Origin of the sequence: Mucilaginibacter sp. 3215 (assembly GCF_050433785.1) — a bacterium.
Lineage (GTDB): Bacteria > Bacteroidota > Bacteroidia > Sphingobacteriales > Sphingobacteriaceae > Mucilaginibacter.
Map to the genome: position 1 here is coordinate 33,056 of NZ_JBNPWO010000006.1, position 22,000 is coordinate 55,055.

Genomic DNA, 22,000 nt, shown 5'->3' on the forward strand with positions numbered 1-22,000 from the left:
GATGGAAAGATAGCACCAGAGGTGCTAAAGGTTTGTAGAATAATTATTAAAGATTTATAGGGTTTTAGCGTGCCAGAGGTACGCAACTTCTGCGCGTTTACAGTAGCCTAAAACCCTTTGTTCAGCAGCTCCTGGTAACAATCAATATACTGGCCCACGTGGATGCCATCAATCAATGCGTGATTTACATGGACGGACACCGGCATAGTACGCTTACCATGATGCTCTGTCATTTTTCCAAAGGAAATTTTGGGGCAGCTATCCACAAATGAAAACATCCGCGCGTGCGACAGCGAGGTGAAGTTGATCCAGGGTAGCGAAGAAAAACGGATTACATTGTTTAACGCCTTGCGTTCAAGCAGGTTGTTACTTTGCACCCGTTCAATTTCCTTGTTGGCGTCGCGGGCGAAATCTTCGAACAACGGATGAAAAGGCCATTCACCAAAGCCAAATGTGCCATTAGCCCGCGGCACGGTTGAGCTGGCATCAATCCGGTCATAAATAAAAACATCATCGCCCTCCATACGATATTTGAAAGGCTCAATAATTTGCGATGCCGCTAAAGACTGGTACATGGTGTAAAGGAAAAATGAGATCCCGTTATCCTTCACAAACTTATAGGCGGCTGTTACATCAACGTTTACGTTTACGCCATAATAGGGCTCCTCAAACTGTTTAAAAAAGTTGTAATGCTCTTTCCTGATCCAGTTTTCTATATCTACTTTTTGTTTCATAACCATTGCAACTACAATAATAGGGATATTAAGCCGGAAGTTAGAAGTCGTAAGTATTAAGTCAAAAAGCAAATTTCTGGCTTAAGACTCGTGACTGCAGGCTAACTTTTGTTTAATTTCGATAAACACTAATCTACCTTCAAATGTCATCAGCAATAAACAATTCCCAATATCAAAAAGCCGAAGTTTTTAAAGCACTGCATAAGCGTGATGGTTTATTCATTATCCCCAATCCCTGGGACGCTGGTTCTGCCAAAATTTTAACCGGTTTAGGTTTTGAAGCGTTTACTACTACCAGTGCGGGGTTGGCTTATGCACTGGGCCGGCCGGATGGGTATGCTCTGATCAGTCGCGATGAAACGCTTGATAATGCAAGGGCTATCATCAATGCAACCCATTTACCGGTAGCTGCCGATTTGGAGAATGGTTTTGGCGATACGCCGGAGATTTGTGCCGAAACTATCTTAGCCGCAGCGGGAGTGGGACTGGTTGGCGGTTCAATAGAGGATGCTACGGGGAATGATAAAGATCCCATTTACAATTTCGACCTTTCGGTTGCACGGGTAAAGGCTGCTGTTGAAGCGGCGCGGAGTTTGCCGTTTCATTTTATGCTAACTGCCAGGGCCGAAAATATGATCCACGGGAAAATAGACCTGCAGGACACTATAAAACGCCTTGTTGCTTATGCCGATGCAGGTACCGATGTGCTTTTTGCGCCAGGCCTCAAAACGAGGGAACAAATAAGGGAAGTAGTAAAAGCCGTTGCGCCTAAGCCCGTGAATATTGTACTTGGCGCAGCAGGTTTTGATATTAGCTTCAATGAACTTGCCGATCTGGGTGTAAAAAGAGTAAGCCTTGGTTCGGCATTGGCAAGGGTTGCTTTGGGCGCTTTTCAGCAGGCGGCTGTTGAACTTTCACAGGGAAGTTATGGTTTTATAAATGATGCTGTTCCTTATTCGGAACTAAATAAGATTTTTGGAAAATAATCGAATCTCTTTCCTTGATTTAACCATGATGGTTTTTGAACTGTTTTAACTTTTGGTCATGCCATAACCCGGTAATTTTCAGCATGTAAAACCAGTACATGTTGAATTATCAAAATACCAAGTGGTATATATTTATATCTTTGCGCCGATTTTAATAAAACCATCATGTTAAACAGAGTAGTTATAACAGGTCTGGGCGCTTTAACACCGCTTGGAAATAATGTAGAAACTTATTGGCAAAATTTAATAGCCGGTAAAAGCGGCGCTGCAACCATCACCCGTTTTGATGCATCATTGTTCCGTACGCAATTTGCCTGTGAATTGAAAGATTTCAATATCACAGATCACCTTGATAAGGCCGAATTAAAACGTACAGACACCTTTACCCAGTACGCATTGGTAGCATCTGATGAAGCTATCCTCGATTCGGGTTTTGATTTTAATAAAATGGACCCGTTTGATGTTGGCGTGATCTGGGGCAGCGGACAAGGTGGCATGGAAACTTTTGAAGAGCAGGTAACCGAATATGCCAAAGGTAATGGACAGCCGCGGTTCAGCCCGTTTTTTGTGCCGAAGTTTATATCTAACATGGCATCGGGTATGATCTCTATCCGCAATGGTTTTATGGGGATCAATTATACCACGGTTTCGGCCTGTGCAACGTCCAATACTGCCATTATGGATGCTTTTAATTACATCCGTTTGGGTAAGGCTAAGATCATCGTTACCGGCGGTTCTGAAGCGCCTATAACCCCGGCTTCTATTGGTGGTTTTAGTTCGATGAAAGCCATGTCGGCCCGTAATAATGATCCGCAACACGCTTCAAGGCCATTTGATATTGATCGTGATGGTTTTGTTATGAGCGAAGGCGCAGGTGCTTTGGTGTTGGAAGATTATGAACATGCAGTAGGTCGTGGTGCCCATATTTATGCTGAAGTTACCGGAGCATCTATGACTGCTGATGCATATCACATGACTGCCACTCACCCTGAAGGATTGGGTGCAGCACGTGCCATGCAACAGGCCCTAAATGAATCGGGGTTAAACATTGAAGATGTCGACTATCTGAATATGCATGCCACTTCAACGCCGGTAGGCGATCTTTCAGAGATTAACGCCCTGCTTGCGGTTACAAAAGGCAAAGCAACAGATACTATAATCGGTTCAACCAAATCCATGACTGGCCACCTGCTGGGTGCCGCCGGAGCTATTGAAGCTATTGCAGCCATAAAATCAATTGAAAACCAGGTGATACCACCAACAATCAATACTACAACCCTGGATCCTGCTATTCCAGACAATTTGAAATTTGTATTAAATGATGCCATTAACCATAAAGTAAAAGTAGCTATGAGCAATACTTTCGGCTTTGGCGGGCATAACGGAATAGTGGTATTTAAAGCAGTATAAAGCCATAGAAGCCTTACGAAGTTTTAAGAAACTTCGTAAGGCTGAATTTTTAGACCGCTACGGCAGCAGTTTCCATGTTTTAAGCTCTTCTTTGATCACTACCATTATTTTGTTGGTTACCATGCGATTCAGGATCACTTTAGCGCCTATCCATAATAAGCTTTTGGTAAGCCAGCCCAGGTCTGCCACATTAAGTATAATGGTTTGGATCCGGTCTTTCAAGTCGCTGCTAAACCTGTCGATATCTTTTTCTTTAAGCGTAGGCCAGTTGGTACCCGAACTAAATTTAATATCCGGGAATTTGATATCTTCTTCAAATACAGGGATGATCTGGTAACTATCGTTTTGGGTTGATTTAAATCTGGCCAGATCGGCATTAGCATAACCATCTTTAAAAATAGGGTTGGTGGTAAGCGCTTTGGCTGGTATGGTAAAGTAATCGCGCAAAAAGATCTTACAATTGTGCCGGCCTAAAAAGAAATCATGCACCCTGAATTCTTTATTTAAAAAACCGCTAAATCCGCTCAGCGCACCGCAGGCTATGGCTTGCTCACCGGTTAGATCTGTCGATTTGCCATCGGGCGTATCTACGCGGCGCGATGGCGTGATCAGGTACTGACCTGCGCAATCCTCGTCCATAGCGTCTTTAATATTAACCGCTTTTGAGCGCATTTGCGATAGCATGGATGACAGCGTTAAGCCTATCACATTTGATATAGCCCGTGATTGCGAAATTGGTTTTGGCGGTTGGGTAGGGAAGGGTTCGATCATCAGTACGGTTGAAACAAACTTGTTAAAGTTGTTATAATCAACGCTGGGCTGACCGGTAAGATCGTCTAAAACACTTCGTACTTTATCGAACGGCTCATTGTTGATCATACCACCGTCGACATTCAGGGTTTGGTAGCCGCCTGCATCAATTGGAGTATTGGTTAAGTAGTTGCTTAACCATGGGTTATTGTTAACATATTGGGCGTCGCGTTTAACTATCCTTGATTGCAATCCAACCGGAAAGGCGCCGGTGGCCATTGCAGCGTCGGCGGCTATATCTGTGTTAATATTATTTTTCAGGTCAAGCGGCATCCATCCGTTATTATGCCCGGCAATGGCGTTTTCGGTAAGCTCAAAGCATGCGTAATCGTTGTGGATGCGCATATTATACTTGGTACGCTGCAGCGATGATGAATTGAACGGAACATTGTAGGCGTAGCCCTGTAGGTTTGTAAGCGTGGTAAAGATCTTTAAGCCGGGTTTAATATAAGCGGGCAGCGGTTGCCATTGTTTTGGATCGGCAGCAACTACGCGTTTGGCAACATCATTGATAAAATCAGAATTAAGTGCCGATATTACACCCGAGCTTTTGATGTCGCTGGTATCCAGCATTTTTGTGAACATATCAGCCTGCACAAGGTCAACCCAGGAGTGGTAGAGCTTGTTTTCGGGATGTTCGGCTAAAAGATCTCCGGATGGCTTGTCGATATGGGTTATCGGGTTATTAAGGGAGGATGCGGCCATGATACTGGTCATACCGCCTGCCGACGCGCCGCCCATTACCGGGATCTGCACCCTGTGAGATGGGACACCGGGTTCATTGCGGTGCTTTTCCCATTCGGTTAATGCCTGAAGCAGGTAATCAATAACGCCTGCTGTATAGGCCCCGGCAGACACGGCGCCGGCCATACAAAGTCCTACATAAAATACTTGCTGATCTGAAGTTTTATCTGCTGCCATGAGATAGATATTAGGTTGGGTTGTTAAATTTAAAAAAAGGATCATACAAAATGATACGTGAAACTACGCGAGTTGATAGCGGGTTTTACCCGATCACATGGCTTTATCGGCTTTTTGAGGTTTAGTGTGTTCCCTTGGTTTAAGTTCCCGGTCAATGATCTGCTTTTCAAAGTCTTTTTCGTCTTTACGGTTAGTTTTAACTATCCATATCATTAATGCTATTAACAGGGTTATCACAACGGCTACTATGAAATAATTGATCTGCATGTTTATATATTTGGTTAGCTCAATTTACCCCGGCTGTATTAACTGGCGATTAAATTTGAGTGTGAAATAAAATCAGCCAGGAACCCTGATTTCATGATTGGATAGGATCTAATAAAAAAATATACAATGCAGGCCCATGTAACAGCCATTACTCTTGCAGTTAAAGATCTTGACGAGATCAAGGCATTTTATACCGGCAAATTCGGATGGCAGATGCTTGCCGAAAACGAAAAGGTAATAATGTTAAAGCTTGATAATTTGGTGCTTACCCTATGCAATGAGTTGCTTTTTTCAGAGTACACAAATATAAGCAATAATGCTGAAAGCAATCGTTTTTATCTTACTATAAATCTGGCTTCAAAAGCTGATGTTGACGCCAAAATAGCCCAATTGAGGCTGGCAGAAGTACAAGTCTTGAAGCATCCGGCCGAAACTTTCTGGGGCGGGTATGCCGGATTTATTGCCGATCCTGAAGGGAATTGCTGGGAAATCTGCTATAATCCGTTTGTTGAAAATTAATAAATGCTTTTAACTATAGTTGTACATGAATATGGTCGTCATGCCTTACTGCACGGCATCCGTGAAATCGTAGTTTGGGTGTTTTGATGCCCAGGCGGTTTTTTAAATGAGGTTCGATAAATATTTTATTGATGACATTTTGCGATGCAAAGAGGGTTACAAGTGCCTTTGTTCGTAAACTGTCAAAAGTAAAATTAACTTTATTACCCTGGGGAACCATTTTAGTCAAAAAGCTATACTGCCAATAACCCTTTATCAGGCAAGCCTGTGTTGTATTGATTTCCCCGGCGCGCGGTTCTTCACTAATTCCGTATCCGATTGGCGAAGGTGCTTTATCAGTTTCTAAGTTTGTTTTATTATCGATATAAAAAAATGCGAGATCGAGTTTTTTACCATCGTTATGACTCAGATGGGGCATAAGCGGAAACCCATTAATGAACGGAAAGCTCGCGTCAAGATAATTCAGGGTGCTTCCCGGATACTTATCGTTCATTTCGGCGGCTACGGCAAATGCAGCCTGCTTAAGTTGTGGGCGAACATAATTACGATTGAACAGGCAGGTTAGCCGGTTTAGCGGCTTTAAATGATTGATTTGGGAGAACGGGAGCGGCACCCTGCCCGAAAGCCTGGCAAGCGGAGGTACAATTAAAAAAGTGGTAATGCAATATAACACCATAAAAACTACAGCCTTGGTAATTTGGCGGTAATATTTATTATTTACTGTTTTGTTGATTAGTATGTGCAGGCTAATTGAAATGAGATAAACCAACCCACCAATTTGTGTAAAAACAGTGAGCAGGCAAAACAATAAAACGATGATTAGGGGTTTTACTATTTTCAATCGTGATTTAAATTTCAATTTAACGGTATCGTAAACCAAAAGGTACTGCCTTTGCCAACTTCGCTTTCCACACCTATTTGGCCGCCATGGCGTTCAATAATCTCGGCACTGATGTACAAACCAAGCCCAAGCCCCGAGTATTGGATCCCTGATGTGTCAACCCTGTAGTAGCGCTCAAATAAATGCGGGATTTTTTCGGCCGGAATCCCTTTACCAAAATCTTGTACTGATATTTTGGCCATATTATCCTGTTTGGCAATATTGATTATTATGTGGTTGCTTTCAGGCGCGTATTTAACTGCGTTGTTTACAAAGTTAACAACAACCTGGTCAATACGTTGCCTGTCGGCAAATAACTGGAGTTCAGTTTCGCCGGTAAGTACTAATTCATGTGTACCTGCAAGCCTGATATGATCACAGCACTCATTGATCAATTGCGCTGCCGAAAAACTTATTTTATGTAAAGAAAGCTGTCCGGCGGTTATTTTTGATACATTGAGCAAACTATCAACCAATTGCTGCATCTTATTTAAGCTGCTGTTGCCGCGGCTTATAAATTGAGGGATCTTCTCAGATGAAGGATCAACCTTGATCAACCTGTCCAGCAATTGCATCGATGCTTTGATTGACGTCATTGGCGTTTTTAGCTCATGGCTGGCAACGCTGATAAAATCGTCTTTTTGCTGCTGCAAATGTTTAAACTCAGTAATATCAAGCAAAGTGCCCAATATGCGCAATGGTTTGTTTACAGAACCGTAATAAACCTTACCCTGCGTCCTGATCCAGCGTATTGAGCCGTTTGGCCAGATGATCCTCGCTTCATAAAACAGTTTTCCGGTAGTAAGAGCCGTTTTATGGGCATTATTGCGTAATTCCACATCGTCGGGATGCAATGCTTTTAAAAATAAATCGCGGGGTGCATCACGCCCAACGCCAAAAATAATGTTAAACCTTTCAGATGTGAGGATCTCATCCGTAACCAGATCGAGATCAAAGGTGCCAATTTCGGCGGCTTCAACTGCAAGCCTCGCCCTTTCTTCGGCTTCTTCAATTTTACGCCGGGCAAAAAACTTTTCAGTTACATCGATGGCAATAACCATAATGGCGCTGATCTCGCCGTCAAAACCCCTGATGGGCTCGTAAACAAAATCAATAAATACCATTTCTGGTATTCCATTGCGTACCAGTAATAATTTATGCTCTTTGGCAGTAATGGGGCGCCCCGTTTCAATAACATTGTCCATCACGGGGCGGTATAGATCAGCAGTTTCCGGTATGGCATCCCAAATAACCCGGTTTTCCATTTCTGCACGTTTTCGACCAACGAGTTCGAGATATGAATCATTAACTACCTCAATTACCAGGTTGTCGCTGTTAATAATACAGATGCCTACAGGGGCTTGCTTTACCATATTATACAAAGTATGCCTGCTCTCTTCCATCGCCTGCCGGGCGTGCTCAATTTCTGTAACATCGGTTGAGAAACAAATAACACCCACAATTTTACCACGTGTGTTGCGAACCGCCTGAAAAGTAAACTTGTAATAATTAATCTGCCGTTTACCGTTAATTACAAATTCTGCCGGTTCATTGCTGCCATGGTAGGTTTCGCCGCTGTGGTAAACTTTGCTTATCTGGCTGCTAAATGGCTGGCCGTCAAGATCAGGCAGCGCCTCGTCAAATGATTTGCCAATTACTGATTTATCTTTTCCCCAGGCTTTTAAAGCGGCTTCGTTGGCCATAGCGATAAGCTTATTTTTGCCCATACACATGTACACCGGAAAGGGCGATGCCTCAACAATACTTCGGAAAAAGTTTTCAGTAGGTTCCAAGTTACAGTGGGGTTTATATAGGTAAAAGATGCTCTCAAAAATAAAAATATTTTCGTAGAGATTTAAATACCTCCGGAGGCTTCTGATATTGTTTATTGAAATTAAGTAATTGTTTGATTGTTTTTGCAGGTTAATGGGCTAAATGCAAAAAATGTACTAAAAATGACTTTAATAGGCGAAAAGCACCTGCTTTCTTTGCGGCAGTACCATACCTGCCTGCTTAGGTGTGATGTGCATATTTTTTTGATGAAACCCTGCCCACATTTGATCAAAAAAATATCACAAATGAAAAATAAGTTTTTATTGGCATTTATAGTAGGACTATTATCTGTCAGCACCCTTTACGCCAGGCCAGTGGCCGAAACAGAGTACACCAATGTGATCCGCGATTTCATTGACAGTCATATGACCTCCAACTTTAAAAAATTAAAATCAATCATGAGCGATAATTCTGTATTGAAGCTCCCGCGCGGCGAAAAGGTACTTGTACAGGAAAAAGATGATCTGGTGAACATGATGAAAAAGGATGCCGGCACAACACAAAACTGCGCATCAAGCTATGAGGTTCTTGCCAAAAGCGATGCTATGGTGATTGCCAGAGTCGATTTTAATTATGAAAACTGCTCACAGCATGATTACCTGATCATCGAAAAAAATGATAAACAGGATTGGAAAATTACCCAGGTTTGCAAAATGTTTGAGGATATAAAAACACCGTTACCCAACGACAATTCTGTAGTAGCCAAAAACTAAATTTTATTTCCTTAACTGATAATAATTAATCACCCTATTGGGGTGATTTTTTTTATTTTAATTAGCTTTAATTTAACTTTTTAATTGTACCCCCATACAGGTAATTTAAATTACGTTTTTAATTGAATAAGCTATCGCGTTTCCCCGTTTTTCTGGTTTTGTGTTCCCTGGCAGGTATGCTGTTGTTTACAGGCCGGGCCCATGCACAGAAATACATTTTTGCGCACTATGATATTGAGGATGGGCTCATCCAGTCGCAAATAAACAAGCTATCCATGGATACCGACCATCGCCTTTGGATAGGTACCTTTGGCGGGGCCTGCCGTTTTGATGGTAAAGACTTTACCGCATATACCCGCTTAACCGGTTTGCCGGATAACTATGTTGCAACCATTTTTTCGGATAAAGGGGGCTGTACCTGGTTTGGTACCATGAACGGGCTTGCAAGGCTTTACAAGGGCCGGATTATAAGGTATAAACCAGATATCCCGCTGAAGCGTTATTTTGTAGGTAGTATAACTCAGGATGGAGAGGGGACTATCTGGGTAACATCGGCGGGTGCACTATTCAGGATTAAAAATGATAAGATGCAGCATGTGCCTGTGAGTGATGATCCTGACATTTTTGTTACCAGTTTGGCCGTCAACAGCGCCGGCACCCTTTACGCCGCTGTTTATAAAAAAGGCATTTATCGCCTGAAAGGGCAAAAATGGGAACATGCAATAGACATAGGCCCGCGGTATGAAGAGCAGGTTGTTAAACGTATTTTTTTCGATCGTTTTGATAAAAACAAAACATATCTTTTAACCCGCTCAAGCTTGTTATGCGCAAAGGATGGGGTTGCTAAGCCGCTGGATCAAAGAAACGTTACCGGGAAATTAAAAGGCCAGCTTCTATGTATTGAGCAGGATGCCGATGCCAACATTTGGCTGGGTACTGATAATGGTGCCTATTGCATTATGGACGACGATGAGGTGATCCACTATAACTCGTCAAACGGACTTACCGATAACTCTGTCCCTGATATTTATTTTGATGCAGATAAAAACCTGTGGATGGGGAGCCTTGGCAATGGCCTTTACCGCTGCGAAGGCGATAGATATACCGTTTTTGACCGTACACAGGGTATCCCCGAATCAAAGATAATAATGTCGGTGACCGAAGACTGGAACAAAAATGTTTTAATGGGGATAGATGGAGCCGGCCTTTTGCGATATGACGGGAAAAAAACCAGCGAAGTGCCTGTACCAACCGGCTCGCCATATTTAAAAGGGGTGCAGAGTTTATATACGGATAAAAACGGCACTGTTTGGATTGGTACCGGGCAAACCGGTTTATGGCAGTATGATAAAAAGGGTTTCAGGCAGGTAAAAAACAGTTCATCTTTTGCCTGTAATTTTATTACTGCCGATGACAGTGGTATTATATGGCTGGGCACGTCAATGGGCTGTTTCTATTACCAAAACGGCGAGCTGAAACAATTGGAAGGTATTCCCCCTTATTCGTCCGCAATGCTTAGCCTGGGGCGCGATTCTCTTTTGATAGGCACCCAAAACGGCGTTATGCTGGCCGTAAATAAAAAAATAGTTCCAGGGTTTAAACTTAAATCATTTCCGGCTACTGCGGTTTACAGCATGATCCGATATCGCGACTTGCTGCTGGTTGGTACAGATGATAGCGGTTTATACACCTGGGATATGACAACCGGGGCGGTAAATATTTATAATGTTGATGACGGGCTCAAAGCCAATAGTATTTACAGCCTTGCTGCTGATGAACGCGGCCGGCTTTGGATGGGTACCGGTAGGGGAATTAACCGGATGCAATACGACCCTGCAAAGAAAACTTTTTGGGTAATTGATAACATAGGCTCAAAAGAACCGGTGGTAGAGGCCAACCAGAATGCCATTATGCACCGCGGACACGAAATTTGGATCAGTACCACCAAGGCTGTTATGGTGTATAATACCATGACAAAAATGGTTCCCTCGCCACCGCCGCATGTGTTCATTAAATCGGTACAGTTGATGAAGGAGGATGGCGAAAAACGCTCTTCTATCGACCTTAATGACTGGGCTGAGCTTAAACATAATCAAAATCATTTGTCGATATCTTTTCTTGGTGTTTACCTCAAAAATCCTGACGCGGTATCTTACCAGTATAAGCTCGTTGGGCTGGATAGTGCTTTTAGCTCGCCCACGCGCAACAATGTGGTCAATTATCCTTCGCTGCCGCCCGGTACATATACTTTCAAGGTAAAAGCCATAAGCCCCGACGGGCAGGTATCGCCGAAGATGGCCAGTTTCAGTTTTGTGATCATTCCGCCTTTTTATCAAACTTTTACCTTCAGGTTATTAGCCATTATATTTTTAGTTCTGCTGGGTTTCGGGGTGCAAAATTTAGTTCATCAGCGTAAAATAAAACGTCAAAAGGCAATTGAAGCCATGAAGCGGGAAGAAAAATTAAAGATCCGCCAGCAAACAGCCGAAGATTTTCATGACGATCTGGGTAACAAATTAACCCGGATCACCGTCTTATCAGAAATACTGAATGCCAAAATAGATAGAGAGCAAGCGGATCAGCGCGGAATCGTGGATCAGATCAAGCAAAACGCGGCATCACTATACAACGGTACAAAGGATATCCTGTGGGCACTTGATCCTAAAAGCGATAATCTGTATGAAACCCTGAACCACATCCGCGAGATAGGGATAGAGGTTTTTCATGATGTACAGGTTGATTTTGAGTTTGCTGCCGTTGATGAAGATATCCAGCTGGTAAAACTGCCTATGGAATACAGCCGTAACATCACCATGATATTTAAGGAACTGTTAAATAACATCCTTAAACATGCCGATGCCGGACAGGTAGTTTTTGAGCTTGATCAGAGCGATAAAAATGCGATAGCACTCCGGGTTACCGATAATGGTAAGGGGTTTGATAGCAGTGCCACCCATCGCGGCCGGGGGATCAACAACATTAATGCCCGCGCAAAACGGATCAATGCATCACTGCTCATTAATTCGGAAGCAGGCAAAGGCACATCAGTAACATTAAAGTTTAGTAAAAATCAGTTAAGCAATTAAGCATGGCCCGTAACATTAAGGTAAGTATTATTGAGGATGATGAAACCCTGCGCGATGGCTATGCCTTTTTAATTGGTGCTACCGAGGGCTATGATGTGATAAGTACCTATTGTTCATATGATGAAGCTGCTAAAAAAATAGCTGCGGATAAACCCGATGTAATATTGCTTGATATAGAGCTGCCCGGTGTTAACGGTATTGATGCAATCCCTAAATTAAAAAAACTGCTGCCCAATTGCTATATCCTGATCCTTACTGTTTATGAGTCGGAAAAGCAAATCTTTAACGCGCTGGCAAATGGCGCTTCGGGATACCTTACTAAAAACACCCCTTCAGCCAAAATCATCGAATCGATAAAAGAAGTGCGGGAAGGTGGGGGGCCTATGAGCATAAACATCGCGCGCCTGGTAATTCGCTCGTTCCAAAAAAATCAGGAATCTCCGTTATCTAAACGTGAAACCCAGATCCTGGAGCTGATAGGCGAAGGCAAAAGCCGCGGCCAGATAGCTAATGAATTGTTTATTGACCTGGAAACCGTTCGGAGCCACATCAAAAACATCTACCTAAAACTCGATGTAAACTCGCGTGCCGATGCTATTAAGCTGGCAAGGCAGAATAAGCTGATATAGGCTTAGAGGCTGTTAAAAACGATAGTTCTTAAATGTAGAGACGCATAATTGCGTCTCCCGCCTGCAATTTACGGTACCTGATAAACTTTTGAAATTGGCTTGTTCTCCGGGAGACGCAATTATGCGTCTCTACAAAAATATTTCCTTTCATTTTTACAACATCTTAGAGGCGTTCGTGAGGACACGAACGCAGGGATGATTAATTATTTTCCTCCCCGATCTGTGTCCTTTCGAATCATCGCTATAAAATAACTGCCAATAACCCAAACCCTACTAATTCACAAATCCCCCAAATAGGGGGATACTATCCCCCTGCAGGTAAAGTACCTTTGATATGTTAAGTAGTTTTAACTGACCGGCTACTGTAAACCCGCTTCAAAAATTATCCTGTTTGCTGCCCCTGGCCAACAGGTTGGTTTCCATCATTACAATCTGGTTTCTGTTAATAGCTACTGTAAAATGAAATTGAAATATATACCTGTGTATACAGCTGACTTTGAGGGTCAAATTGATTTTTATACTCAAAAATTAGGCTTCAAAGTAACAGGCACAATGACATTTTACGAGGGCAGGGAAAGCACGGTGATCCAGTCGGATAAATTAAATGTGGCGCTGCTTGTAACTAATAATGACGGCAACAGTGATAAGAGTAATATTATCATTAATACTACCGACTGTTTGAGCGATTATCATGTCCTCCGTACTGCTGGCGTATTTTTTTGCAAATCGCCTGCATATTTACCGGCCGGACTGGCAGCCGAATTTTTAGACCCGGCGGGGAACAAATTTATGTTACTGGAAGAAAGAAATTATAACGAACAATAAAATCATATCACAATGGACTATTCAAAAGTATTACGCAACAACAACAAGATTGTAAGTCGCACCGGCGGCCAGAGGCAGGGGCCGCAGTATACTTCAGATTTAAGCCTTCGCTTTGTATTAAGCGGTAATGAACGTTATGATATTGGCCGCAGACATTTGTCCATATATCCCGATTCGTTCCTGATCCTGAACAGGGGTACACAATATTCAACCGATACCGATCTTGGCCAGCAGGTACAATCATTTGCCATCAATTTTGATCAGCAGTTTTTGCAGGATTTTAAAGATTGCTGGACCTTTGACAATGACACTTTGTTAAGTAAAGGCTACGGTAACGGTAAATTACAGCCGGAGTTTAATGAAACCATATATCCGTTTGCCGGCGATATCAAGTACAATGTATGTCACCTGAAACAACACCTGGATAATGGAATGCAGGATGAAATGCTGATCAACGAATACCTGCACCATACGCTCATTAATTATTTTCATATTTATAATGATGAGATCTGCAAAAAAGCCGAAAAGCTCGATTTTTTAAACCAGGGTACCAGGGTTGAGATCCTGCGCCGCCTTAATTTGGCTAAGGAGTACCTGTACAGTAATTATAATCAGAATATTAGCCTTGAAGACCTTGCTGAACATGCCTGCCTTTCGGTTAACCATTTGCTGCGCACATTTAAGCAGGCCTTTGGTTTAACGCCGCACCAGTTTTTAATTCAATTGCGTTTAAAACGGTCATTAATGTTGTTAAAGGATACCCGTTATCCTGTAAATGAAGTAGTTGGTATGGTAGGTTTTGAATGCCCAAGTTCGTTCATCAGGTTATTCCGCACGCATTATAAGATAACACCATTAAAATACAGACAATCAGCATGATAAGAGTTTTCTTTTTGTGTTAAGATGGTGCTTTTCACACATGTGCCACGTATTTAACACACTATGTTTGCAGTACCAGATAGTTTTTTGTTAAGGATATTTGGTCAGTTAATAGTTAATGAAAAAGTCAGTAACGCGAGGTCACTGACTTTTTGTTTTTGAGGGGAGGATGATTACTTTACCGCTTCATTGCCAATAACGGTTGTTACGGTAACTATCTGTTTACGAGCTGAATCCTTTGTTTAAAAGTATGCGAAAATCAACATTTGGCTAATTAACTGTAACATTCGCAAAAAAAGATCGTCTTTTATGTTAAAACCTACTGCTATGAAATTTTTTACCATACTGGCCGTTACCGGCGGATTGTTTTTTACTTCGCTCCAGATAGAAAAGACTAACGTTGCGGGCGTTAAACACAAAAACAAATGCTGTGTAAGCGCAAAAAAATCAAAATGCCCGCTTGCATGCAAACGGGCAAAATCAGCTAAGCTAAACAGTTGAAAACGATACAGGGTTTCATCCCCTCAAAAGGCGTCCGGCGATTAAAGGGGAATCTGTTGCCGGCGCCTTTGCAGTGTTTATTAGTTCAATTCAAATTTTAATAATTCAGCATCTCCTGCTTTTACCAAAACGCTTTTTGTGTTTACGTTAGTGCCTTGCAGTAACGATTTCGCATTTGCTGCTTTTCCGGCCTCCATACCAATCCTTTTCGGGTCGATAGTATACACTTTATCAGTTTCACTATAGTTAAACAGTGCCAGGTAAAAGCTGTTGCCAATTTTTTGCGTGAACTGCTCGGTTGTATCTGTCTCGGTGTTACCTTCAACCGGTCTGAAAGCCTTTCCATTTTGCACAATCTTTAAGACCTCAAGATTTTGATACATAGCTTTTGCTCTGTCACCCCATTGGCCATGGGCAGAGAAATCATCGCCGGTTATAAACGTTCCCGTAATAACTGCCGAGAGCATCCTTGCCCTGTTAGCGCCTTCGCTTTCGGTTGAAAGTACAACATGGTCGGCATCAATGTAATTGTACAGGTAAGTTTGCCACCAGCCGTAATTTACGCTGTTTAACGTATAACGGGTGTCCTTTATCGTTTTAAAGGCATCGCATGCAATACGCCTCATGTGTGCGTAACGCCCGGTTGCCAGGCTGGGAGAAATGGCAGCGTAAACCAGCATCTGATCACCCAACTGATCAATCAAGTGTTCCATCCCCCTTTTATACGCCTGCATACCGGTGGTGATTTTAGGGTCATAAAAATGGCTTGATTCGGCCGCCGCATGACCCAGAAAGTCGATCTTGATCATTTTAAAACCACAGGCTTTTAATTTACCAATTACATAGTCAATATGTTGCAGGGTACCCGGATGGGTTGGGTCTGTTGCGCGGGCACCGTCAATATCGTGGTAGCCGTCACCAACCTTAGTCCAGGTTTCGCCGTAGGTGTAGTTGCTGCCTAAAACTTTGCGGTCGGGGCCGCCTTTCCAGCCCCAGTCGGTAAACGGTGCCCAGTAAACGCCGGGCTGCAGGCTTTTTGATTTACAGTAATCCGCAAATGATTTCAGCTTACCAAAATCACCTTCCCAGCCCCCACTGATCATATTATCCCAAAACGAATCGAGATCAATAAACGCCGTATTACCATTGCGGAATGCAGGGATGCTGTCGGCAAAAAAGTTAGCTACTTTGATAGCTTTATCGTAATTGAGTTTTTCCTGCATAACGCCCCAACTGTTCCAGCCAACAGGGGTGGGCTTTGTCCAGTTAAAAATGTAAGGTGGTTCAGCAATACGGTTGGCTTTACCAAATTCATCCATACCGGTGCGCCAATCAGCAAACCAGCCAACAAACACTTTGGGCGATTTAACGGTATCACCGTTGATATAATCATGTGCTATCTTGTCGCGGTTTACGGCCTCTTCGGTATAACCGCCCCATATCTCAAAGGTATTGGCGCTGTCTTTTTTGGCCATGGTACGCACGCCGGTTTTCCAGATTTCGTGTTCCACAGATCCAAACACTAAACCGTTACGGCTGCTGTTATCAAAAACAGTACCTACTTCGGCGCTGGTATTGGTAAGCGGCGCTTTAAACGCTTTTGAATTATAACTGATAAAGGTATCGTTATCAAAAGGTACAAATAACGAACGGGTATCGCCGGGTATTGTCGCCATATTTCCGGCTATTGGCTCCATATAATTTGTTTTCAGGTTTTTGCCTTCAATATAAAGTTGAACAAAAAAATAGCCTTTATGCGATGGGTAGGTATAAAACACCTGTACCATGTTTGGCAAATTATTGTCGGTTAGTGTAAAGGTATGTTTAACACCCTTGCCAAAGTCATCAGTTATCTGGTTTTTGTTATAAGTGATATGTTTATAATCCCTTGAGATAATGAACTTTCCGTTGATATAGGCTTTACTATAGCAATTGTTAAGTACAGTTTTACCGTTTTCGGTAACAGAAAAGGTGCCGTTTTTTTGATCATAACAGATGATGCCGGCGGGGCTATATGAAAACGATATGCCGCCTTGTTGAGACGTCTGAATAGTGGCCGATGCCGAAACAATTGCCGGTTGCCAAACGCAAAGCAAGCCGGACAATTGCACAGCAATTATAAAACGGTTAAGAAACTTTCGCATGAATTTTGGGTTATTAAATGTATAAGTTCCATTTTATTTATTTGCGTTATGTTTTTTTGAATCATAACGTTTTCTTTACAACTGGTGCTGTTACGCTTTTTGGGCCATTACTTCTTTTAGCATACCGTTTATCTTCATTTTAACCTTTCGGGGTTGGGTGGAAGTAATGCGGTAATTGGTGATTTTGCCATTCTGCCATTTAAAATCAACAGTGAAATTGCCTCTTGCCTTTAAGCCTCTAACCTCGCCTTTTTGTTTCCAATTAGTGGGTACAGATGGTAGCAGCTCAATAAAACCTGCATGACTTTGGATCAGCATTTCGGCCAATGCTGCCGTGGCTCCGAAATTACCATCGATTTGGAATGGAGGCCCAGCAGAAAGCATGTTGGGATAAATACCGCCGCCATCGCCATAATTTATATTGGTGGCAAGGGTAGGATGGATGAGGTCGGTGAATAGTTTGTAAGCACGTTCGCCGTCATGCAGCCTTGCCCACCACGCTATTTTGTAAGCAATGGCAAAACTGGGGCCGTCATCGCCCCGGGCTTCCAGCGTTTTTTTGCTTGCTTCAGCAAGCGCAGGGGTAGCTTCGGGTGTAATAAGCGACGCCGGGTACAGGCCATACAAATGCGAAATGCAGCGGTGATGCGGTTCTATTTCGGCATAATCCTCCAGCCATTCCTGAATCCTGCCATCTTTGGCAATAATACCTGGAGGCGGCAGTTTTTTAAGTTTTTCCTGCAGTATTTTGCAGAAGGCGGCATCTTTTCCCAGCACCTTACCTGCTGCGATCACATTGTTGAACAACTCGCGGATGATTTGGTTATCGATAGTCGGTCCCATGCAGATACTAGCATGTCTGCCGCTTCCATCAGGTATTAAAAATCCGTTTTCGGGCGATGACGATGGCGAAGTTACCAGCCAGCCCGTTTTAGGATCATTGATGAGTATGCTGCTATAAAACAATGCCGAACCTTTCAGTACCGGATAAATATCGCCCAGGTATTTTTTATCGTTTGTGAAATCATAATGCTGCCAAAGATTATCGCATAGCCAGCCCGAGCCAACTTTGCAAATGCCCCATGAAGCCGCTTCGCCGGGTTCTGTCCATCCCCAAATATTGGTTATTACGTGGGCAACCCAGCCATCGGCATTGTAATAAGCTTTGGCTGTTTTTTCGCCGTTTTTTACCATACCTTTTACCAGTTCGGCAAGGGGTAGGTTTAATTCGGACAGGTTGGACACTTCAACCGGCCAATGGTTCATTTGAACATTGATGTCAAGGTGGTAGTCTCCAGTCCATGGTGTTACTATCTGGTTAGCCCAAAGGCCTTGCAGGTTAGGTGGTAACAAGCCAATCCGGGTACTGCAAATGCTCAGGTAACGGCCAAACTGATAGTACAAAACAGGCAAGGCATTATCAGCCTTCGGCGTTTTGTGAAAGTTAGCTAATCGAAGATCTGTTGGAATGGTATCCCTGTAGTTGCCGCCTAAATTGACGGTAACCCGGTTAAATAATTTTTGATAATTGGAAATATGTTGCTGTTTTTCCTGATTATAAGGCTTTTTCATGGCAGCAATCAGTGTACTGCTTACTTTTTGATCATAGTTAAGCTGTTTGTAATCGGTACCTGCCGAAATATAAATAATAGCTTCAGTAGCATTTTTAATCACCAGTGAATTTGAAGTAACGCTTTGGCTGCCGCCTTTTAAACTGGCTTTTACCTTTGCTACGTAACGCGTACCTTTACCATCGATACCATTATCCAATTGCCCGAACATTTCAAGCTGGTTGTTTTGTGAGGTAGTGGTGAAACGTTCCGGCCTATCCATAGTGAGGCTTAGGTTCAGCTTGCCGGGTTTATCAGCGCTGAGTTTAATGATGCTGATATCATCGCCAAAACTGGTAAAATATTCGCGCCTATAGGTAACGCCATCAACTACATAACTGCATTTAGCTACGGCAGTGTTTACTGAAAGCTCCCGGTGATAGTTAGTGTACTTTATATCTTTTGGATCGGCTGCGGCATAGTCAAATGCTATGTTCAGGTTACCCATGGTTTGGTAGCAGCCATAACTTACCCCTGCAGACCCCGGGCCTTTACAAATGAAATCTTTATCAATGATTTCCTGAGCATCTGCGTTTTTACCGGCGAGCAGCAGGGCCCGAATCTGGGGAAGCTTTTTATAGGCCTCGTAATTATTAGCATCTTGCGGTGCGCCCGACCACAACGTGATATCATTAAGGGTGATGGTTTCCTTTTTAACGCCACCATCGGGCATCATACCCAATCTGCCGTTACCTAAGGGAAGGGTTTCTTCCCACTGGTCAGCAGGGCGGTTAAACCAGATTCTTAACGGCTGCGATTGTGCAAAGCACAGACCAGGCAAGCAGACAATTGTAATGTTTAGCAGAAACTTTTTAAACATGGAATACTCTTTGACTGTAGTTGGAAATTCTCCTCTTGAGAATGTTTTTGTTGATTAAATTCTGGTCGCCAGAATATTTTTAACCTCGCCGTTAACTTTTACTTTAACCATACGAGGAGTAGATGAAGTTATTTTGTAGGCAGTTACTTTACCGTCTTTCCATTTCATATCAACGGTGAAATTACCGCGGGCTTTAAGGCCTTTAACCTCGCCCTGCGCTTTCCATGCATCAGGGATAGATGGGATAAAATCAATAAACCCGGCATGGCTCTGGATCAGCATTTCGGCAATACCTGCTGTTGCGCCAAAGTTACCGTCAATCTGAAATGGCGGGCCCGCCGATAACAGATTAGGATATACGCCGCCGCCTGCACCGTAGTTAATATCGGTTTTGATGGTTGGCTTCATCAGTTCCTTAAACAGTTTGTAAGTGCGGTTACCATCATGCAGACGTGCCCACCACAATATTTTGTAGGCGATAGACCAGCTTGGGCCGTCGTCGCCACGTACTTCTAAAGTTTTTTTAGCGGCTTCGGCAAGTGCGGGTGTAGCTTCTGGAGTTATTTCAGATGCAGGGAATAAACCATACAGGTGGGATACGTGGCGGTGTTGCGGTTCTGTTTCTTTGTAATCTTCCAGCCATTCCTGGATGCGGCCGTCTTTGGCTATAATACCCGGAGGGGGAAGTTTTTTTACCTTGGCTGCCAGTGTTTTACTGAATGCTGCATCCGTACCCAGTACTTTACTTGCAGTAATTACATTGTTGAACAACTGGCGGATGATCTGATTATCGATAGTAGGGCCTACGCAGATGCTGGCATGTGTGCCATCGGGCAGATAAAAACTATTTTCGGGCGATGATGAAGGTGAGGTGACCAACCAACCTGTTTTGGCATCACTGATCAGCATACTGTTGTAAAATTGGGCGGCACCTTTCAGTATCGGATAAATTTGTTTCAGGTAATTTTTATCGCCTGTAAAATCATAATGTTGCCACAGGTTATCGCAAAGCCAGCCCGAACCTACCTTACAAATGCCCCATGATGCACTTTCGCCAGGCTCGGTAAAGCCCCAGGGGTTGGTAATTACGTGTGCTACCCAGCCATCGGCGTTGTAATAAGCTTTGGCTGTTTTTTCGCCATGTGGCACCATCCCTTTAACCAGGTCGGCAAGGGGCAGGTTCAGTTCTGACAGGTTAGAAACTTCAACCGGCCATTGGTTCATTTCAATATTAATATCCAGGTGATAATCGCCGTTCCACGGGGTGTGCACTTCGTTAGCCCATAAACCTTGCAGGTTGGGTGGCAACAGGCCTACACGGGTGCTGCAGATGCTCAAATAGCGGCCAAACTGGTAAAACAGAACCGGCAGACTTTTATCGGCGTCAGGGTTGTTGCGAAAAGCGATAAGTCGTTGGTCTGTTGTTAATTTTTCGGCTTTTGAAGTGCCAAGATCAATGTTCACCCTGTTAAATAGCTTTTGAAAGTTGGCTATGTGCTGCTGTTTTTCTGAAGCATAAGGGTTTTTCATAGCGGCCTTTAGTGCGCCGTCCATTTTGCTGAGATATTGCGGATTCTTAAAATCTGTACCCGCCGATATATAAATGATCACCTCGGTTGCGTCTTTAATAACCAGCGAAGTAGGGGTGCTGCTTAATGAACCGCCGGTTAGTTGCGCCTTTACCCTTGCTTTGTAAGCTACGCCTTTGCCGTCGGTACCATTATCCAACTGGCCGATAAGATCAAGCTCGTTACCTGCTGTACTGGTAGCCCCACGTTCCGGGCGACTGATATTAATGCTCAGGTTAAGCATTCCCGGCTTGTCGGCGCTTAGTTTTATCACATCTACATCATTACCAAAACTGGTAAAGTACTCACGTTTGTAAGTGACACCGTTTACCTGGTAAGTAGTTTTGGCAAGCGCGTTATTTAATGATAGCTCGCGCTCGTAGTTATCGTATTTTATGTCTTTGCCCTCAATGCCCTTGTATTGGTAGTTCAGGTTAAGGTCGCCAAGCATCTGGAAGCAACCGAAAGGTACCCCGCCTGATCCTTTTCCCGTGCATACAAATGATTTATCGATAATGGCTTGCGCTTCCACATTTTTACCGGCGGCAAGCAAGCTTCTTATTTCGGGCAGTTTTTTATAAGCTTCGTAGTTATTGGCATCCTGCGACGAACCCGACCACATGGTGATATCATTCAACACTACTTTTTCGGCAGTAACACCGCCATCGGGCATCATCCCTAACCTTCCGTTGCCAAGTGCAACGGTTTCTTCCCAGCGCTGTGCAGGCTGTTTGTACCAAAGTTTTAATTGTTTTGTTTGTGCGTGAGTAAACGTTGTAATACCTGTTATTATTACAGTTATTAGCAGGGGCGTTCTTTTTAGCATGTTTATGTTAATTAGGTTTTCTGTTTTTATTTTATTTAC

General features: G+C 43.2%; 17 protein-coding genes. 9 read left to right on the forward strand and 8 right to left on the reverse strand.

Annotated elements, in window-relative coordinates; translation table 11 throughout:
- Window positions 1-107 precede the first annotated feature (107 nt).
- Window positions 108-734 carry a CatA-like O-acetyltransferase gene (locus ABIC84_RS12710; RefSeq protein WP_426589553.1) on the reverse strand — a complete coding sequence of 209 codons (627 nt, stop codon included), beginning with the start codon at window positions 732-734 and terminating at the stop codon, window positions 108-110.
- A gap of 143 nt (window positions 735-877) precedes the next feature.
- On the opposite strand from ABIC84_RS12710, the gene ABIC84_RS12715 reads away from it, so the two are divergent.
- Entirely contained in the window at window positions 878-1,720 is an 843-nt protein-coding gene (locus tag ABIC84_RS12715) for an isocitrate lyase/PEP mutase family protein (RefSeq protein WP_429263770.1), read from the forward strand.
- Between the two features lie 165 nt (window positions 1,721-1,885).
- Window positions 1,886-3,130, forward strand: a complete 1,245-nt coding sequence (fabF, locus tag ABIC84_RS12720) for a beta-ketoacyl-ACP synthase II (RefSeq protein ID WP_429263771.1) — start codon at window positions 1,886-1,888, stop codon at window positions 3,128-3,130.
- A gap of 57 nt (window positions 3,131-3,187) precedes the next feature.
- Here the strand turns inward: fabF and ABIC84_RS12725 are convergent, their stop codons facing one another.
- On the reverse strand, window positions 3,188-4,861 hold the full coding sequence (locus tag ABIC84_RS12725; protein WP_429263772.1) for a patatin-like phospholipase family protein: 1,674 nt from the start codon (window positions 4,859-4,861) through the stop codon (window positions 3,188-3,190).
- 93 nt (window positions 4,862-4,954) lie between these two features.
- Complete coding sequence (locus tag ABIC84_RS12730; RefSeq protein ID WP_429263773.1) at window positions 4,955-5,128, reverse strand: hypothetical protein; 174 nt, start codon at window positions 5,126-5,128, stop codon at window positions 4,955-4,957.
- Window positions 5,129-5,254: 126 nt separating this feature from the next.
- Between ABIC84_RS12730 and ABIC84_RS12735 the strand changes: the two genes are divergently transcribed.
- Window positions 5,255-5,647: a VOC family protein gene (locus ABIC84_RS12735; protein ID WP_429263774.1), complete on the forward strand. Its 393-nt coding sequence runs from the start codon at window positions 5,255-5,257 to the stop codon at window positions 5,645-5,647.
- Window positions 5,648-5,660: 13 nt separating this feature from the next.
- Here the strand turns inward: ABIC84_RS12735 and ABIC84_RS12740 are convergent, their stop codons facing one another.
- Together ABIC84_RS12740 and ABIC84_RS12745 are read right to left on the reverse strand one after the other, a co-directional pair.
- On the reverse strand, window positions 5,661-6,488 hold the full coding sequence (locus ABIC84_RS12740) for a hypothetical protein (protein WP_429263775.1): 828 nt from the start codon (window positions 6,486-6,488) through the stop codon (window positions 5,661-5,663).
- A gap of 14 nt (window positions 6,489-6,502) precedes the next feature.
- The gene (locus ABIC84_RS12745) at window positions 6,503-8,320 is read right to left on the reverse strand and encodes a PAS domain-containing sensor histidine kinase (protein ID WP_426589539.1); all 1,818 of its coding nucleotides are present in this window, start codon (window positions 8,318-8,320) and stop codon (window positions 6,503-6,505) included.
- A gap of 285 nt (window positions 8,321-8,605) precedes the next feature.
- Between ABIC84_RS12745 and ABIC84_RS12750 the strand changes: the two genes are divergently transcribed.
- The 6 genes from ABIC84_RS12750 to ABIC84_RS12775 all read left to right on the forward strand — a co-directional run bounded on the left by ABIC84_RS12750 (window position 8,606) and on the right by ABIC84_RS12775 (window position 14,993).
- Window positions 8,606-9,073, forward strand: coding sequence for a nuclear transport factor 2 family protein (locus tag ABIC84_RS12750; protein WP_426589537.1), 468 nt, complete (start codon window positions 8,606-8,608; stop codon window positions 9,071-9,073).
- 122 nt (window positions 9,074-9,195) lie between these two features.
- Window positions 9,196-12,159, forward strand: a complete 2,964-nt coding sequence (locus tag ABIC84_RS12755; RefSeq protein WP_429263776.1) for a ligand-binding sensor domain-containing protein — start codon at window positions 9,196-9,198, stop codon at window positions 12,157-12,159.
- A 2-nt stretch (window positions 12,160-12,161) separates the two neighbouring features.
- A complete protein-coding gene (locus tag ABIC84_RS12760; RefSeq protein ID WP_176623533.1) occupies window positions 12,162-12,788 on the forward strand; it encodes a response regulator transcription factor in 627 nt (208 codons plus the stop codon).
- Window positions 12,789-13,247: 459 nt separating this feature from the next.
- The gene (locus ABIC84_RS12765) at window positions 13,248-13,613 is read left to right on the forward strand and encodes a VOC family protein (protein ID WP_354481563.1); all 366 of its coding nucleotides are present in this window, start codon (window positions 13,248-13,250) and stop codon (window positions 13,611-13,613) included.
- Between the two features lie 12 nt (window positions 13,614-13,625).
- On the forward strand, window positions 13,626-14,492 hold the full coding sequence (locus ABIC84_RS12770) for a helix-turn-helix transcriptional regulator (protein ID WP_354481566.1): 867 nt from the start codon (window positions 13,626-13,628) through the stop codon (window positions 14,490-14,492).
- A gap of 327 nt (window positions 14,493-14,819) precedes the next feature.
- A complete protein-coding gene (locus ABIC84_RS12775) occupies window positions 14,820-14,993 on the forward strand; it encodes a hypothetical protein (RefSeq protein WP_426589532.1) in 174 nt (57 codons plus the stop codon).
- Between the two features lie 80 nt (window positions 14,994-15,073).
- On the opposite strand, the gene ABIC84_RS12780 is transcribed toward ABIC84_RS12775, so the two are convergent.
- From ABIC84_RS12780 to ABIC84_RS12790, 3 genes are all read right to left on the reverse strand, one after another.
- Complete coding sequence (locus ABIC84_RS12780; RefSeq protein WP_429263777.1) at window positions 15,074-17,137, reverse strand: alpha-galactosidase; 2,064 nt, start codon at window positions 17,135-17,137, stop codon at window positions 15,074-15,076.
- Window positions 17,138-17,227: 90 nt separating this feature from the next.
- Window positions 17,228-19,567: a glycoside hydrolase family 95 protein gene (locus ABIC84_RS12785; RefSeq protein ID WP_429263778.1), complete on the reverse strand. Its 2,340-nt coding sequence runs from the start codon at window positions 19,565-19,567 to the stop codon at window positions 17,228-17,230.
- A 54-nt stretch (window positions 19,568-19,621) separates the two neighbouring features.
- A complete protein-coding gene (locus ABIC84_RS12790; protein WP_429263779.1) occupies window positions 19,622-21,961 on the reverse strand; it encodes a glycoside hydrolase family 95 protein in 2,340 nt (779 codons plus the stop codon).
- Window positions 21,962-22,000 lie beyond the last annotated feature (39 nt).

Bases quoted from the DNA above. Each gene is read 5' to 3' on its own strand.
- ABIC84_RS12735 (WP_429263774.1), top strand. From the start codon at position 5,255: ATGCAGGCCCATGTAACAGCCATTACTCTTGCAGTTAAAGATCTTGAC.
- ABIC84_RS12760 (WP_176623533.1), top strand. From the start codon at position 12,162: ATGGCCCGTAACATTAAGGTAAGTATTATTGAGGATGATGAAACCCTG.
- ABIC84_RS12775 (WP_426589532.1), top strand. From the start codon at position 14,820: ATGAAATTTTTTACCATACTGGCCGTTACCGGCGGATTGTTTTTTACT.
- ABIC84_RS12780 (WP_429263777.1), bottom strand. From the start codon at position 17,137: ATGCGAAAGTTTCTTAACCGTTTTATAATTGCTGTGCAATTGTCCGGC.
- ABIC84_RS12790 (WP_429263779.1), bottom strand. From the start codon at position 21,961: ATGCTAAAAAGAACGCCCCTGCTAATAACTGTAATAATAACAGGTATT.
- ABIC84_RS12710 (WP_426589553.1), bottom strand. From the start codon at position 734: ATGAAACAAAAAGTAGATATAGAAAACTGGATCAGGAAAGAGCATTAC.
- ABIC84_RS12725 (WP_429263772.1), bottom strand. From the start codon at position 4,861: ATGGCAGCAGATAAAACTTCAGATCAGCAAGTATTTTATGTAGGACTT.
- ABIC84_RS12785 (WP_429263778.1), bottom strand. From the start codon at position 19,567: ATGTTTAAAAAGTTTCTGCTAAACATTACAATTGTCTGCTTGCCTGGT.
- fabF (WP_429263771.1), top strand. From the start codon at position 1,886: ATGTTAAACAGAGTAGTTATAACAGGTCTGGGCGCTTTAACACCGCTT.
- ABIC84_RS12730 (WP_429263773.1), bottom strand. From the start codon at position 5,128: ATGCAGATCAATTATTTCATAGTAGCCGTTGTGATAACCCTGTTAATA.
- ABIC84_RS12715 (WP_429263770.1), top strand. From the start codon at position 878: ATGTCATCAGCAATAAACAATTCCCAATATCAAAAAGCCGAAGTTTTT.
- ABIC84_RS12765 (WP_354481563.1), top strand. From the start codon at position 13,248: ATGAAATTGAAATATATACCTGTGTATACAGCTGACTTTGAGGGTCAA.
- ABIC84_RS12770 (WP_354481566.1), top strand. From the start codon at position 13,626: ATGGACTATTCAAAAGTATTACGCAACAACAACAAGATTGTAAGTCGC.
- ABIC84_RS12750 (WP_426589537.1), top strand. From the start codon at position 8,606: ATGAAAAATAAGTTTTTATTGGCATTTATAGTAGGACTATTATCTGTC.